At 38.1% G+C, this 13894-nt stretch carries 14 protein-coding genes; 2 read left to right on the forward strand and 12 right to left on the reverse strand.

Annotation, left to right across the window (positions count from 1 at the left end; translation table 11 throughout):
• The first annotated feature begins 424 nt into the window (after window positions 1-424).
• Both AC106S_RS20525 and AC106S_RS20530 read left to right on the forward strand, forming a co-directional pair.
• Entirely contained in the window at window positions 425-2236 is a 1812-nt protein-coding gene (locus AC106S_RS20525) for a TonB-dependent receptor plug domain-containing protein (RefSeq protein ID WP_482441570.1), read from the forward strand.
• A gap of 71 nt (window positions 2237-2307) precedes the next feature.
• Window positions 2308-3024, forward strand: coding sequence for a DUF2490 domain-containing protein (locus AC106S_RS20530; RefSeq protein ID WP_482441571.1), 717 nt, complete (start codon window positions 2308-2310; stop codon window positions 3022-3024).
• On the opposite strand, the gene AC106S_RS20535 is transcribed toward AC106S_RS20530, so the two are convergent.
• The 12 genes from AC106S_RS20535 to AC106S_RS20590 form a co-directional block, all read right to left on the reverse strand.
• Window positions 3021-3467, reverse strand: a complete 447-nt coding sequence (locus tag AC106S_RS20535; protein ID WP_062699225.1) for a phosphohydrolase — start codon at window positions 3465-3467, stop codon at window positions 3021-3023. The genes AC106S_RS20530 and AC106S_RS20535 overlap by 4 nt on opposite strands.
• Before the next feature lie 76 nt (window positions 3468-3543).
• The gene (locus AC106S_RS20540) at window positions 3544-3882 is read right to left on the reverse strand and encodes a YegP family protein (RefSeq protein WP_482441572.1); all 339 of its coding nucleotides are present in this window, start codon (window positions 3880-3882) and stop codon (window positions 3544-3546) included.
• 29 nt (window positions 3883-3911) lie between these two features.
• Window positions 3912-4163, reverse strand: coding sequence for a hypothetical protein (locus AC106S_RS20545; protein ID WP_482441573.1), 252 nt, complete (start codon window positions 4161-4163; stop codon window positions 3912-3914).
• A 214-nt stretch (window positions 4164-4377) separates the two neighbouring features.
• Window positions 4378-4836: a hypothetical protein gene (locus AC106S_RS20550; RefSeq protein ID WP_482441574.1), complete on the reverse strand. Its 459-nt coding sequence runs from the start codon at window positions 4834-4836 to the stop codon at window positions 4378-4380.
• 103 nt (window positions 4837-4939) lie between these two features.
• Window positions 4940-6718, reverse strand: coding sequence for an acyl-CoA dehydrogenase family protein (locus AC106S_RS20555; protein WP_482441576.1), 1779 nt, complete (start codon window positions 6716-6718; stop codon window positions 4940-4942).
• 50 nt (window positions 6719-6768) lie between these two features.
• On the reverse strand, window positions 6769-7125 hold the full coding sequence (locus AC106S_RS20560) for a four helix bundle protein (RefSeq protein WP_482441577.1): 357 nt from the start codon (window positions 7123-7125) through the stop codon (window positions 6769-6771).
• Between the two features lie 31 nt (window positions 7126-7156).
• Window positions 7157-8335 (reverse strand): acetyl-CoA C-acyltransferase, encoded by a 1179-nt coding sequence (locus AC106S_RS20565; RefSeq protein WP_482441578.1) that lies wholly within the window; start codon window positions 8333-8335, stop codon window positions 7157-7159.
• 105 nt (window positions 8336-8440) lie between these two features.
• A complete protein-coding gene (gene tnpA / locus AC106S_RS20570) occupies window positions 8441-8905 on the reverse strand; it encodes an IS200/IS605 family transposase (protein ID WP_482441580.1) in 465 nt (154 codons plus the stop codon).
• Window positions 8906-8990: 85 nt separating this feature from the next.
• On the reverse strand, window positions 8991-11384 hold the full coding sequence (locus AC106S_RS20575; protein WP_482441581.1) for a 3-hydroxyacyl-CoA dehydrogenase/enoyl-CoA hydratase family protein: 2394 nt from the start codon (window positions 11382-11384) through the stop codon (window positions 8991-8993).
• Window positions 11385-11440: 56 nt separating this feature from the next.
• Window positions 11441-11893, reverse strand: coding sequence for a MarR family winged helix-turn-helix transcriptional regulator (locus AC106S_RS20580; RefSeq protein ID WP_153391988.1), 453 nt, complete (start codon window positions 11891-11893; stop codon window positions 11441-11443).
• A 163-nt stretch (window positions 11894-12056) separates the two neighbouring features.
• Window positions 12057-12980: an ABC transporter ATP-binding protein gene (locus tag AC106S_RS20585; protein ID WP_482441582.1), complete on the reverse strand. Its 924-nt coding sequence runs from the start codon at window positions 12978-12980 to the stop codon at window positions 12057-12059.
• Between the two features lie 95 nt (window positions 12981-13075).
• Window positions 13076-13453 (reverse strand): GxxExxY protein, encoded by a 378-nt coding sequence (locus AC106S_RS20590; RefSeq protein ID WP_482441583.1) that lies wholly within the window; start codon window positions 13451-13453, stop codon window positions 13076-13078.
• Between the last annotated feature and the right edge of the window lie 441 nt (window positions 13454-13894).

Below are 13894 nucleotides of genomic sequence, written 5' to 3' on the forward strand. Positions count from 1 at the left end.
TTGATTCTACACTTTACACCCTAAAATATATGCAAAGAAGTCAGACTTTGCGTTACAAAAAATATATTATCCTATTTATACAAATTTAATTTCCCCCAGATGCCTCGGATTGCACAGATCTGTGTGGAATTTTTTGTCTCGCAGATATAGCAGATAATGCAGATTTTTTTAATGTATTTTGTTGGGAAAACGCAAGAGGTGCAAAGAATTTAAAGTATTCTGTTGTTTTTAAGGCGTAGAAAAATCAAAGATTCTCAGCAGGTTTTTAAGATAATCAATTCTTTTTAAGAATTAAAAGCCGTTGAAGGCATAGGTTTAGGCAGCGGTTTTTATGACAAGTATCATTTGGCTGTCTTGGTGATCTCCCTTACTTTTGATGCCGTTATTAAAGAAACTGACTTTAAGGATAAAAACGGACAGAGTTATGATCAAAAAGATTGGAAGCCTATTTTTACTGGGATCGGTGTTTTGGGCGGGTGCACAGGAAAAAACCACGGATATTGAAAATATTGAATTTCAGGGAAAATTCATTTCCACTCCCTATAAAAGTGCCAACCAGAATATCACAGTAATTACCCGGGAAGATATTATCAGTTCTCCGGCAAAAAGTATTGATGAGATTCTTCAGCAGGTTCCGGGGATGGATGTCAGAAGAAGAGGAGCCAATGGGGTACAGAGTGATATCGGTTTCAGGGGAAGCTCTTTTGAACAGGTTCTTTTGCTTCTGAACGGGATCAGGATGAATGATTCGCAGACGGGGCATAATTCCATGAATATTCCAGTGGATCTGGAAGATGTAGAAAAAATCGAGATTATCAAAGGGCCGGCTGCCAGAAGGTTTGGCCAGAACGCTTATGCCGGAGTGATCAATATTATTACAAAAATCCATCCCGGAAAACGGGTGAAAATAAGTGCGGAGGGTGGTGATTATGAAACTTACGGTTTCGGATTCAATGCGCAGATGGGAAATGAAAAGTTTTCCAACTCACTTCAGGCCAATTCGGCAACCTCGCAGGGCTATATGTACAATACCGATTACGAGATCAGAAATGTTTTTTATCAGAGCAGACTGGGGATTAAAAACGGAGATCTTAAACTGCAGGCCGGTTTTTCTGAAAAGAAATTCGGGGCTAACGGGTTCTACGCTTCCAAAGCGGCAACGGAACAGTATGAGGAAACCCAGGCATCTGTTGTAAGCCTTGCCCATCAGCAGAAGTTCGGGAATTTAAAGCTCAGTTCAAATGTATATTGGAGAAGGGGGCAGGATATGTACCTCTATGACAGGAACAAGCCGGATGGCTACCGGAATATGCATATCGGAAATAATGTAGGCGGAGAGGTAAACAGCAGTTACCAATGGGGGCTGGGGACAACCGGTATCGGGGTAGAGTTGAGAAAAGAGCTTCTGGCCAGTAATAATCTTGGGGAAAGAAACCGTTTCGTATCCCAGGTATTCTTTGAACATCATTTTTCATTCCTGGATAAAAAACTGAACATCAGCCCGGGGATCTCGTGGGCGAATTATTCTAAAGAAGGAAACTTCTTTTATCCGGGGCTGGACGTAGGGTATAATTTCAATCCTAACCACAAGGTTTACGGAAATATTGCCAAAGTACACCGGGTTCCTACATTTACCGACCTGTATTATGTAAGTAAGACGGAGCAGGGAAATCCTGATCTGCTTCCTGAAAATGCCGTTTCTTCAGAAGTCGGTTACCAGTTCCAGAATAACAGGATTCTGGCCAAAGTGAGTGGATTTATGAGGAATTCTGACAATTCCATAGACTGGGTTAAAAAAACACTGAAAGATCCGGTATGGTATGCTCAGAATGTAGGAAAAATTGATACAAAAGGGGTTGAGGCAGAGGTGAGCCACAGAGTATTCGACTGGCTGAAATATACGGTAGGCTACACTTACATAGACAGCAAAATTGAAGAGTCCAATGAATTTGTTTCAAGATATATTCTCGATAATCTGAAGCATCAGTTTATCGCAAAACTGGAAACGAAATTCCTGAAAAGTTTCACCAACGAAGTGGTATACAGATATAACGAACGTCTTGGATTGGGGACTTATAATCTTGTAGATGAAAAGCTGAGTTTTGCCAAAAAAGATTTTTCCGTGTATGTTCTGATCAACAACCTGACCAATACAAAATATACCGAAGCTTTTGGAGTGGAAATGCCCCGAAGATGGTTTCATATAGGCTTTTCCTATACAATTGATATTAAGTAAATATTAATATGATATTAATGAAAGTTAATATTAATAAATTGTTAAATCTATTATTTTTGCAAAAAATTTTTATGAAACTTTTTTTAAGCCTGAGTTTACTTTTCAGTTTGGCCTTTTTCAAAGCACAGGAACATATTTCCAGCTTCAATGCAGTGACTCTAACGTATAAGTTTCATCCCAAATTTTTCCTCTATGCGGAAGGCCAGCTCAGGGGAAATGAAGATTATACGTATCCTGATTATTACGAAATCAAAGGAGGAATAGGGTATAACCTTACCAAGAATCATAAGCCATTTGTGGGGCTTGGAAGATACGTGAACTACAAAGATCATACATTAAGCAGGGAAGAGTTCAGGGTATGGCTTCAGGATGTAATCGACTTCAAAAAAGGTGTTGTGAAGTTCGAAAACCGTTTCCGAGCAGAGAAAAGCTGGTTTTATGAACCTGCTACTGATAAAGCATCTCAAAGAATGCGTTACAGATACCGCCTGAATGTAAGTGTTCCCCTGAATTCAAAAAGCATCAAAAAAGGAACTGTTTTTGCCAATGCTTATGACGAAATATTCCTGGTAAGTCCAATGAAGCCAACCTTTGCCAGAAACAGGGTGTATGGAGGATTCGGGTACCAGATCGACGATTATTTCGGAATTCTGACAGGTTACCTGTGGCAACGTGAATTTGAAGCAAAAGGAAATAAAAATCTTCATTTTATTTATCTTGCTTTAAATATTAACATTGACGGTACAGACCATCCTACAAAAACATACGATTTCCCGGGAGCGGATTAATATTTCTCGATCAGATAGCGATAGGCTTTCAGGTATTTGTTGAATCTTTTGATGTCTTTGGGAGTAAGTTCTCTGTTTACCCTTCTGAGGTCCATATTATCACGGAGATCATTCAGCTTTACTGCTACGGCAAGAGGAGATCTTTCGGTTCTTTTGATGAACTCGTCGTAGTCTTCTTCCGGATCGAATTTAGTCAGGCAGCTTACCGCAAAAATAATGTATTCCGGAAAGCCTTCACTTCTTAAATAATCGAAGCTGAATTCTGCGGGATGATCTTCCACTACATCGTGGAGTACTCCAACGATTTTTTCATCCATGGTTTTTCCGTATTCCATTACCCGCATGACGTGGGCAATGTAAGGGGCGTGGTATTTGTCAGTCTGTCCTTTATGTGCTTTATCAGCTATTTTGATTGCTCTGTGCAGCAGTTCTTCTTTTGTCATTCTATGTAAAAATAGAGTACAAAAATAAAAAATGCCTTAAAAAAACAAGGCATTTTTATAAAGATTATTTTATATCTTATGATTGGCTGCTTTCATCTTCCACAAAAGCAGCCGGAGCATTGTTTTTTACGGATCCGATGCCGTTTTCCAGTCCGTTTCCGGACTCATACATCTGGCTGGTTCCGATGATCTGCCCGTTTGCGGCTTTAAGATTAAAATAAAACCGGCCGTCTTTTGCTGTATTTCTTTCAAATTTTGTGTCATCCTGGGAATTGGTCTTTACAGATTCTATTCCGTTTTCACAGGAGACTCTGGAGGTGTACCCCTGACCGGTTAAAATAACCTGTCCGTTTCCGGCTTTTAAACTGAACTGAAAATCATTATTGGCTATCTTTGAAATTATAAATTTTCCCATAGTATTAGTTTTTTTAATTTGTTTTTTTGCTATTTGGAGGGTTCTGTCTTTTTTATTTCGGTTTTAGGTATTTCAGGAGTGACAGGATTGGGGATTTTGTATTTTGAAAGATCTTTTTTAGGCTCTTTTAATGCCATATAAAGTGTAGTGTCCGGTTTTACGGTAAGGATTTTATACAGTTCTTTATAGTCTTTTCTGGTGGAAGTATTGAGTTTTTCAACAGGAATGATTTCGGGCTTTCCCGGTTTTAAAATCCTGAGAGTATCTGTTTTCGGTATCATTGGCAGGTGATCGTTTTTTTGGGCGGAAACTGCAGCTGAAATTATAAATAAAGGAAATAATAAAGCTTTCATGTGTTGTAATTTTAAATTAAAGATAAAGAAAAATACCGGAGTCTTCTGTTATTCAGAAGTTCCTGATATTATAAGACAATTCATGAGCCGGAAATATTACATTCCTCATCAGATATATGCAGAATGAAACTGATGAATAGGATTATCTTATATTCAGTTTTGCAATGGATTTAATTTTTTTATCCTGGCCCAGTGTAAATTCAAAATAATAATTTTCATCAGCTTTTACTTCTTCAAAGAACTGAGGCTGAGGCTGAATCTGATCTGTGAAATATGTAAAATCTTCGGATAGCTGCAGCCGGGTATTATTTGATGAAATACAGCCGACCTCGTATATCGCTTCACAATGTTCATTGTTTCCATTGACATCACTTACTGAGGCTGTTCCTGTCAGGACAGAGGCACAACGAAAGATCAGTACGTAATTTTCAGCTTCTTTTTTTAAACGGACATTTGTGGCAAAAACGGCAGTATCTGCTTTTATATCTTCATTACAGGTACAGGATGCTGTCCGGGAAATTGGGTCAGTATTATTTTTACCGGATTCCTTGCTGCAGGCAGAAAGCGCTAATATCAGTATTGCAGATGTTATTATTTTCATGTTTCTTTCAATGGTATAACAAGATACAGGTTTTTCTATTATACGGGGTAAAAAAAAGCGCCTCAAAAGATGAGACGCTTTAATCAAATTTATGTATAAAAGACTAATAAGCTCCTTTTTCAATATAATGAGCAGCCACTTTTTCAGTAAGTGCCACCACATTTGGATGGTTGGTGTATTTCGTGAATCTTCTTAATCCCGAAAGCATCATTCTCTGTTCATCTCCTTCTGCAAAAGAAACAATTCCTTCTTTAGCTGCAACGATGGTCTTCTCAACAGCTTTGTAAAGGTTAAGCTGGGCCATTGCTGCTTCTACTGAATCAGGGGCAAAATGCTTTTCAGCTCTTAATACGGCAGATTCTGCCATATAGATCTGGTTAAGGATCTCAGACGCATTCAGCAATAGGTGCTGCTGTTTTTCAATATCCATCATATATTTCTGAAGGGCTGCTCCGGAAACCATAAGGAATACTTTTTTAAGGTTGGCAATAATCGATTTTTCCTCGCTCATAAATTCAGAATAATCAGGAACTTCAAATGAAGGGATTCCCATTAATTCTTTGCTGATAGCCATTGCCGGTGATAACAGATCCAGTTCTCCTTTCATCGCTCTCTTAATCAGCATTCCAACAGCCAGTAATCTGTTGATTTCGTTGGTTCCTTCATAGATTCTGGAAATTCTTGAATCTCTCCATGCCGCTTCCATCGGGGTATCTTCAGAGAATCCCATTCCTCCGTACACCTGGATTCCTTCGTCTGCCGTATGCTGGGCAAGATCTGAAACGAAAACTTTAAGAATGGAACATTCCACTGCGAATTCTTCAACACCTTTAAGCTCTGCTGCCTGATGATCCATTCCTCCTGCTACCAGCTCATCAATTTTATCCTGGATATTTTTTGCTGCTCTGTAAGACCCTGCTTCACTTACGAAAACTCCGGTTGCCATTTCAGCAAGTTTCTTTCTGATAGCTCCGAAAGTGGAAATAGAAACGCCAAACTGCTTTCTTTCGTTAGAATACTGGATAGAGTGGTTTAAAATTCTTCTCTGTGCATCAAGACATGCCGCCGCCAGCTTGATACGGCCAACATTCAGTGCGTTTAAAGCAATTTTGAACCCGTTGTTCCTTTCTCCCAGTAAGTTTTCAACAGGAATTTTCATATCGTTGAAGAAAACCTGACGGGTAGAAGAGGCACGGATACCTAGTTTATGTTCTTCTTCTCCGAAGGTAAGACTTTCAGGATTTTCAAGTTCAGATCTGTTGATAACGAAACCAGTGATGTTTTTGTCATCATCAATCTTAGCGAACAGAGTGAATGTATCAGCGAAACCTGCATTGGAGATCCACATTTTCTGTCCGTTGATGATATAATGTTTTCCATCCTCAGAAAGTTTAGCTCTTGTTTTTCCAGAGTTCGCATCAGAACCTGCATCCGGTTCAGTTAAGCAGTAAGCTCCGAATTTTGCTCCTGTTGCCAGGTCCGGAAGGTATTTGTTTTTCTGCTCTTCGGTTCCGTAAAGAACGATCGGAAGGGTTCCGATTCCGGTGTGTGCTCCGTAGGCTGTGGCCAATGAACCCGTAACTCCTGAAATATAATCGCAGGCAAGCATTGTGGTTACAAACCCCATTCCCAGGCCTCCGTATTCTTCAGGAACAGCAATTCCCAACAGTCCCATTTCTCCCAGTTTACGCATCGTTTCTTCTGTGAATGCATAATCTTTTTTCTCAAAACGTTCTTTCTGAGGAACAACTTCTCTGTCGATAAATTCTTTCGCAGAATCACGAAGCATTTTTTGTTCTTCATTAAGTTCTTCAATGCTGAAGATTTCATTTGCAGGAATTTCTTTGATTAGGAATTCTCCACCCTTAAGTATATTGCTCATTTGCTATTATTTTAAATTTTAGATTATAAATTTTAAATTAGATTTTGTCGTTATAAATTTTCAGATGATGTTTTAATGATTTTAGTCAAAATATTAATAATCATTTCTATTTCTTTTAAATAAGGATCGATATCAATTTGAACAAGATTTGAAGAATGATAAAGCCTCAGCCAGTATCTTGTTTCTCTGGCTTCTTTATTGGCAATAGAAAGTTTTGATATAAAATCTTTTTTAGACTGTGCCGCAATAGCTTCTTCTACGTTTGCTCCGATAGAAGTTCCGGATCGAAGAATTTGTTTCGATAAAATAAACTCATTTTGAGATTTGCATTCAGTGTAAAATTTTATTATTCCTAAAGCAAAATCAAATGTTTTTATTTGAATCAAATTATCTTCTTTGAAACTCATCTAAAATTTATAATTTAAAATCTATAATTAATTAAAGTAGTTCAAAAATAGAAGCCGCTCCCTGGCCCGTTCCCACACACATGGATACCATTCCGTATTTGTTGCCTCGTCTTCTCATTTCATCAAGAAGCTGAACGGTAAGTTTGGTTCCGGTACATCCAAGCGGGTGGCCTAAAGCGATGGCTCCTCCGTTGACGTTCAGGATATCCGGGTTTAATCCCAGTTCTTTTTTTATGGCTACCGATTGAGAGGCAAAAGCTTCGTTAAGCTCAATCAGTTCGATATCTTTTAATTCCAGACCTGCCTGTTTCAACGCTTTTGGAATAGCATAGATAGGTCCCATTCCCATAATTCTTGGCTCAAGACCTGCAGCAGCGTAAGCCACTAATCTGGCTTCCGGCTGTAATCCCAATTCTTTTACCATTTCTTCACTCATTACCATTACGAAAGCCGCTCCGTCGCTCATTTGTGAAGAGTTTCCGGCTGTAACGCTTCCTCCGTTGGCAAATACAGGTCTTAATTTGGCTAAACCTGCCAGTGAAGTATCAGCTCTTGGTCCTTCATCCACAGAGAAATCGAACTTTTTAGTCTGCATTTTCTGATTCTCGTCCAGGAAATTGTATTCTACAGGAACGGGAACGATCTGGTTGGTAAATTTTCCTTCCTGATTGGCTTTCAAAGCCTTCATATGAGATTCAAAAGCAAACTGATCCTGTTCTTCTCTTGATATATTATATTGTTTGGCTACTTCTTCCGCAGTATAACCCATTCCCCAGTAATAGTCCGGGTTGGTTTTTGCAATATCCGTTTCTGGAACCGGCTTATAACCACCCATCGGAATATAAGACATAGACTCTGTTCCTCCTGCAATAATGCAGTCTGCCATTCCAGCCTGGATTTTTGCCGAAGCAATAGCAATAGCCTCGCTTCCCGATGCACAGTATCTGTTTACAGTAACTCCCGGAACTTTATCTGTATTCAGTCCCATTAAGGAAATCAGACGGGCAACGTTAAGTCCCTGCTCAGCTTCCGGCATCGCATTTCCTACAATAAGGTCGTCAATTCTGTTTTTATCTAATTGCGGAAGCTCCGCCATTAATTTTTCAATAACGGTTGCCGCCATTACATCGGGTCTTGTAAATCTTAAACTTCCCTTTGGAGCTTTTCCAACGGCCGTTCTGAACCCCTTTACTATATATGCTGTTTTCATATTTTTTGTTTAATTAATTTGTTTTTGAGAGATTTTGCCTCGTGAGGTAAACTGTTTATAGTTTGTATTGTTTTGCAATTCAGGGAGCTCCGTAGGAGCGACCTGTTAGTCTTCAACCCATTCAAATAAGTATTTCGGATCATATTCAATTTCAAATTTTGACATGAAATCCAGATATTCTTCTCTAAAAGTTTTGTTTTTATGATGTTCTTCCTGATTTAAAATATATTTTACAACAGAATCAGCGCTGCTTTTAGAATAAGAAAAAGCTCCGTACCCTTCCTGCCAATTGAATTTTCCATTGATCCATCCACTTTCATTTATGAATTTTGAAGAACCTGCTTTAATATCTCTTACTAAATCTGAAACTGATAATGTCGGATTCATGCTTACAAGAATATGAACATGGTCTGGCATTGCAAAAACTGCGAATAATTTTTGATTTCTGTTGCTAACGATACCTGTGATGTATTTATGTAATTCTTCTCTGTTCTCTTTTGAAATCAGATTTTGTTTTCCTTTTACTGCGAAAACAATTTGAATATAAATCTGTGTATAGGTATTGGCCATAAAACTAACAGGTCGCCTCTACGAGGCTCTTCAAAATTGTAGATTATTCATAGCTATTAACAGTTCGCTCCTACGGAGCTCCTCATTAATTTCTCAACGGTTTACCATTTTGTAACATATACTGAATTCTTTCAAGAGTTTTTCTTTCGCCGCAAAGTTGAAGGAATGTTTCTCTTTCAAGGTTCAGTAAGTACTGTTCCGTTACGACAGTTGGTTCGGAAAGATTTCCTCCCACCATTACGTTGGCCAGTTTATCGGCAATTTTCTTGTCGTGTGCGGAGATATAGTTTCCGGTAAGCATCTGGTCGGTTCCTACGTAGAACATTCCCAATGCATCTTTACCAAGAACTTTTACTTTTTGTTCGATCGGTTGAGTATATCCCTGTTCTGCCAATAGTTTGGCTACTTTTTTAGCTTCGGCGATCTGTCTGTTTTTGCTTACGGAAACAATGTCTTTACCTTTCTCAAGGATTCCCATATCGTAAGCTTCATAGGCTGATGTAGCTACTTTACCCATAGCGATATTCATGAAGGCATCACGGAGTCTGTTATTTTTAACGTCATCGTTGTGGAATTCTCTTGAAGTTCTTAAAGTAAGTTCTTTGGTACCTCCACCGCCAGGAATTACACCAACACCTGTTTCTACAAGCCCGATGTATGTTTCTGCTGCTGCAACCACTCGGTCTGCATGCATGGTCATTTCACATCCGCCTCCTAAAGTCATTCCGTGAGGGGCAACAACTACCGGGATAGATGAATATCGTACTCTCATCATTGATTTCTGGAAGTAGGCGATGGCCATATTCAGATCATCCCAGTCCTGTTCGATGGCCATCATCAGGATCATGGCAAGATTGGCTCCTACGGAGAAGTTCGCTCCCTGGTTTCCGATCACCAATCCGTCGTATTCTTTTTCGGCTAAATCGATGGCGCGGTTAAGTCCGTCAAGTACTTCACCACCTAAGGAATTCATTTTAGAACGGATCTCAAAGTTGATGATTCCGTCACCCAGATCTTCGATAGCAGCTCCTGAGTTGCTCCAAAGGGTTTTGTTTTTTCTGATATTGTCAAGGATAATGAAAGCATCCTGTCCAGGAATTTTGTTATATTCTCCAGAGTTTTTATCAACATAAATGCTTTGTCCTTCGTCATTTACTTTATAAAAAGTTTCCACATTTTTTACCCAGTCTGAAACTTCATACCCTGCATCTTTAGCCAGTTCAATACCTTTTTGAACACCTACGGCATCCCAGATCTCGAAAGGTCCGTTTTCCCAGCCGAAACCGGCTCTCATGGCATCGTCAATTTTATAGACTTCATCAGAGATTTCAGGAACTTTATGCGAAACATAAGCGAAAAGAGCACCTAAAGATTTTCTGTACAGTTCTCCTGCTTTATCTTTTCCTCCGATCAGGACTTTGAATCTGTCAATCGGTTTATCAATATTTTTTGTAAGTTCCAGGGTAGGGAATGAAGATTTGCCCTGAAGTTCATATTCAAGAGTGTCAAGGTTTAATCCGTGAATTTCAGATTTGCCTTCCGCATTCTTTACTTTTTTATAGAATCCCTGTTCTGTTTTAGAGCCCAGCCATTTGTTATCCATCATTTTCTGGATATAATCGGGAAGGGCAAAAACATCGTTGAAATCGTTGGCTTCAGCACCGCTCTGGCGAACACCGTTGGCCACCATGACAAGAGTGTCAAGACCTACTACATCAGCTGTTCTGAATGTTGCGGATTTTGGGCGGCCGATTACCGGACCTGTTAATTTATCTACCTCAGAAACGGTAAGCCCCAGCTTCTGTACATTATGAAGAAGATCCATCATAGAGAAAACCCCGATTCTGTTGGCGATGAATGCCGGAGTATCTTTGGCTAAAACGGTTGTCTTACCTAAGAACTTGGCTCCGTAATTCATATAGAAATCCACAATTTCAGGATCGGTATCCTGAGTTGGGATAATTTCCAGTAGAGGAAGGTATCTTACAGGATTAAAGAAGTGGGTTCCTGCAAAATATTTTTTGAAATCATCGCTTCTTCCTTCCGTTAGCAGATGAATTGGAATTCCGGATGTATTAGAAGAAATTAATGTTCCCGGTTTTCTGAATTGTTCTATTTTTTCATAAACAGACTTTTTAATGTCCAATCTTTCTACAACTACTTCAATAATCCAGTCTGTGTTTTTGATTTTCTGAAGATCGTCGTCAAAGTTTCCTACCTTTATTCTGTCTGCAAATTTAGGCGAATAGAGGAGTGCCGGACTTGCTTTTTTCAGTTTTTCAAAGTTTTCAGAGGCAATTCTGTTTCTTACCGCTTTGTCATCTTTGGTCAAACCTTTCTTCTGCTCAGCTTCAGTCAGTTCAAAAGGAACGATATCCAAAAGTGACACTTCCACGCCGATATTGGCAAAGTGTGCTGCAATACCACTCCCCATAATTCCTGAACCAAGAACCGTTACATGTTTGATTCTTCTTTTCATATGTAAATTTTTATTATTTCTAAAAGCCATAAATAACCTTACGGTTTTATGATCACTTATTTTCTGTTGTTTAATAATTCATTGGCAATTTTCATCACTTCAGACATGACTTCCTTAAAGGTTTCCAGCTTTTCAGGAGCAATTTTCTCCATCACTTTCTTATTAAAGTTCACTACTACCTCTTTAGACATGTTTCTTGAGTTCAGCCCCTTATCCGTAAGTTTGATGATGACCTCCCTTTTATCAGTTGTCGTCTTTTCCTTATAGATATAGCCGTTATCCTCCAGGAGTTTAATGATCCGGGTGAGGGAAGTAGGCTCAATGGCCATCTTGGGGCCAAGGTTGGTGCTTCTTGTTCCTTCTTTCGGATCAATTTTAAGAAGAGTCAGGGCCTGTACGGCCGTAGAATCATGCTCCTGTGCAAGTTCTGTGTACATTTTAGAAACAGCTAACCAGGTCTGTTTCAAAATGAGATCTACGTTTTCTATTTTTTCCTTGTTATTATCCATCTTTCGTACTAATGGTGTTACCCAAATTTAGTGAATATTATGCATGCATAGTATTTATTAACGTTAAATTTTGTTAATAATCTGATAATAAGATGGTTAAATTGTATGACAAGCATAATACTATGCATGCATAGTATGTGAATTAATTAAAGAAAACCAGCTATTAATGAATGTTTTTAATGAAATTTATAATTTCTTCAAAAGATTCGCATTGATGTGTGGAGTTGTTGTTGTGAACCTCCCAAATGGGGTTCTGAAAATCAAAATGAAGGGGAGAAAGATCTTTTTCAAAGTTTTTCTGAAGTAAAGAGTACAGCATTTCTTTATAAACCTGCGGTGCAGATATGGAAGGAGGAACAAACCGGTCACTGACCTGAAATAAAGATACATTGGTAAGCTCATCATGCTGCAGAAGGAGGTCTTCTACAATTCCTGAAAAAAGCTGCTGATCCTTTACGTACCATATTTTATCGGCAAATTCTTTGGCCAGCCGCCAGTCGTGGGAAGAGAACAGGATGATTTTGTTCTGCTCTTTAGCCAGTTTACGGAGAGTTTTTAAAATAATTATTTTATTTTTTTCATCCAGATGGGTAGTGGGTTCGTCGAGGATAATCACCGGGGAATTCTGCGTAATAGCCCGGCCGATGAATGCTTTCTGAAGATTTCCGTCTGAAAGATTTTTAAGAGGGGTATGCTTATACTGAACAAGGTTAAGCTCCTCTATGATATGGCTAACTTCTTCACGGTCTTCTTTTTTCAGTTCGAAATAAAAAGGGTAGTAGATGTATTTGCCCAACGAGATGAGATCTTCAACGGTATAATGCTGAGGAATATTCGATTTTGAAAAAACCACTGCAATATTTTCCGCGATTTCTTTTACCGAAAGGTTTCTTACATTTTTATGGTCAATCAGGATTTCTCCACCTAAAAGAGACTGTTGGTGAAGAATAGATTTAATCAGTGTTGTTTTTCCAGCCCCGTTATTTCCGATCAGAAGACACACCTCACCCAGCTTCAACTCGGCATCTGCATTTGAAATTAAAGTTTTTTGGTATCCAATGTTGGCTTTTCTGATCTGTAAGTGCATATTGGCTTTGTTAATACAAAATGTCTATTTTATTGCAAAAATACTGTTTTTATGCTGCAAAGAATTTTATGAACCCTAATTTTATTAGACACACCCTATAAATAATTAACGACTCTTGTTACTCCGGTTTTAAAAAGATCGGATTGAAAATTAAGTAATAATCCCAGTTTACAGCCGGTCATCTTTAGGTAAGTTAAAAGTTGGGCTTTGTGGATATTAGTAATGTAATCAACTGTTTTTATTTCCAGTATCAGTTTGTTTTCTATGATTATGTCAAGCCTGAATGCATTTTCAATTTTCAAATCTTCATAAATAATAGGCAGAATTTTTTGTTTTTCTACGATTAATCCTGTTTTGTTCAGTTCATAAAACAGACATTCTTCATAGACGTGTTCAAATAGACCTGCTCCAAGCTTTTTGTGAATTTTTAGTCCTGTATCAAAAACAATTTTTGATAATTCATTTTCTGTCATTGTGTTTTTGTTTTGTTTTTTGTTGGATTGCGCAAGGGTGCAAGATTTTAAATATTATGCTGTTTTTAAGGCGCAAGAAAATCAAAGATTTTCAGCAAGTGTTATTTATTAATTTGTTATAATATGATTTTTCCAGCCTAGCAACATTCTAAATTACAATAATTTTGTGTATATTAATAAGCTGATAATAGTCTTTTTCTAGGCAATAAAATTTTTTAGTACAGAATACTTATGATTACAAAAGTTATTGTGAATAATAGCTAAACATCTTTAAACTTTATTGCACGATAAGAAATTAGATATTAAAGGTGTTTAAACAGACTTATTATATACTTTTTAATATCGCAAAAAGTTTAAACAATGTTATTATAAAATTTTATCGGAGATAAAATCCTTGCGCCTTAAAAACGGTATAATATTAAAAAAAAACAGCGCCTTAGC

Source organism: Chryseobacterium sp. FR054, from assembly GCF_056844565.1.

Bases quoted from the DNA above. Each gene is read 5' to 3' on its own strand.
- AC106S_RS20525 (WP_482441570.1), top strand. From the start codon at position 425: ATGATCAAAAAGATTGGAAGCCTATTTTTACTGGGATCGGTGTTTTGG.
- AC106S_RS20530 (WP_482441571.1), top strand. From the start codon at position 2,308: ATGAAACTTTTTTTAAGCCTGAGTTTACTTTTCAGTTTGGCCTTTTTC.
- AC106S_RS20535 (WP_062699225.1), bottom strand. From the start codon at position 3,467: ATGACAAAAGAAGAACTGCTGCACAGAGCAATCAAAATAGCTGATAAA.
- AC106S_RS20540 (WP_482441572.1), bottom strand. From the start codon at position 3,882: ATGGGAAAATTTATAATTTCAAAGATAGCCAATAATGATTTTCAGTTC.
- AC106S_RS20545 (WP_482441573.1), bottom strand. From the start codon at position 4,163: ATGATACCGAAAACAGATACTCTCAGGATTTTAAAACCGGGAAAGCCC.
- AC106S_RS20550 (WP_482441574.1), bottom strand. From the start codon at position 4,836: ATGAAAATAATAACATCTGCAATACTGATATTAGCGCTTTCTGCCTGC.
- AC106S_RS20555 (WP_482441576.1), bottom strand. From the start codon at position 6,718: ATGAGCAATATACTTAAGGGTGGAGAATTCCTAATCAAAGAAATTCCT.
- AC106S_RS20560 (WP_482441577.1), bottom strand. From the start codon at position 7,125: ATGAGTTTCAAAGAAGATAATTTGATTCAAATAAAAACATTTGATTTT.
- AC106S_RS20565 (WP_482441578.1), bottom strand. From the start codon at position 8,335: ATGAAAACAGCATATATAGTAAAGGGGTTCAGAACGGCCGTTGGAAAA.
- tnpA (WP_482441580.1), bottom strand. From the start codon at position 8,905: ATGGCCAATACCTATACACAGATTTATATTCAAATTGTTTTCGCAGTA.
- AC106S_RS20575 (WP_482441581.1), bottom strand. From the start codon at position 11,384: ATGAAAAGAAGAATCAAACATGTAACGGTTCTTGGTTCAGGAATTATG.
- AC106S_RS20580 (WP_153391988.1), bottom strand. From the start codon at position 11,893: ATGGATAATAACAAGGAAAAAATAGAAAACGTAGATCTCATTTTGAAA.
- AC106S_RS20585 (WP_482441582.1), bottom strand. From the start codon at position 12,980: ATGCACTTACAGATCAGAAAAGCCAACATTGGATACCAAAAAACTTTA.
- AC106S_RS20590 (WP_482441583.1), bottom strand. From the start codon at position 13,453: ATGACAGAAAATGAATTATCAAAAATTGTTTTTGATACAGGACTAAAA.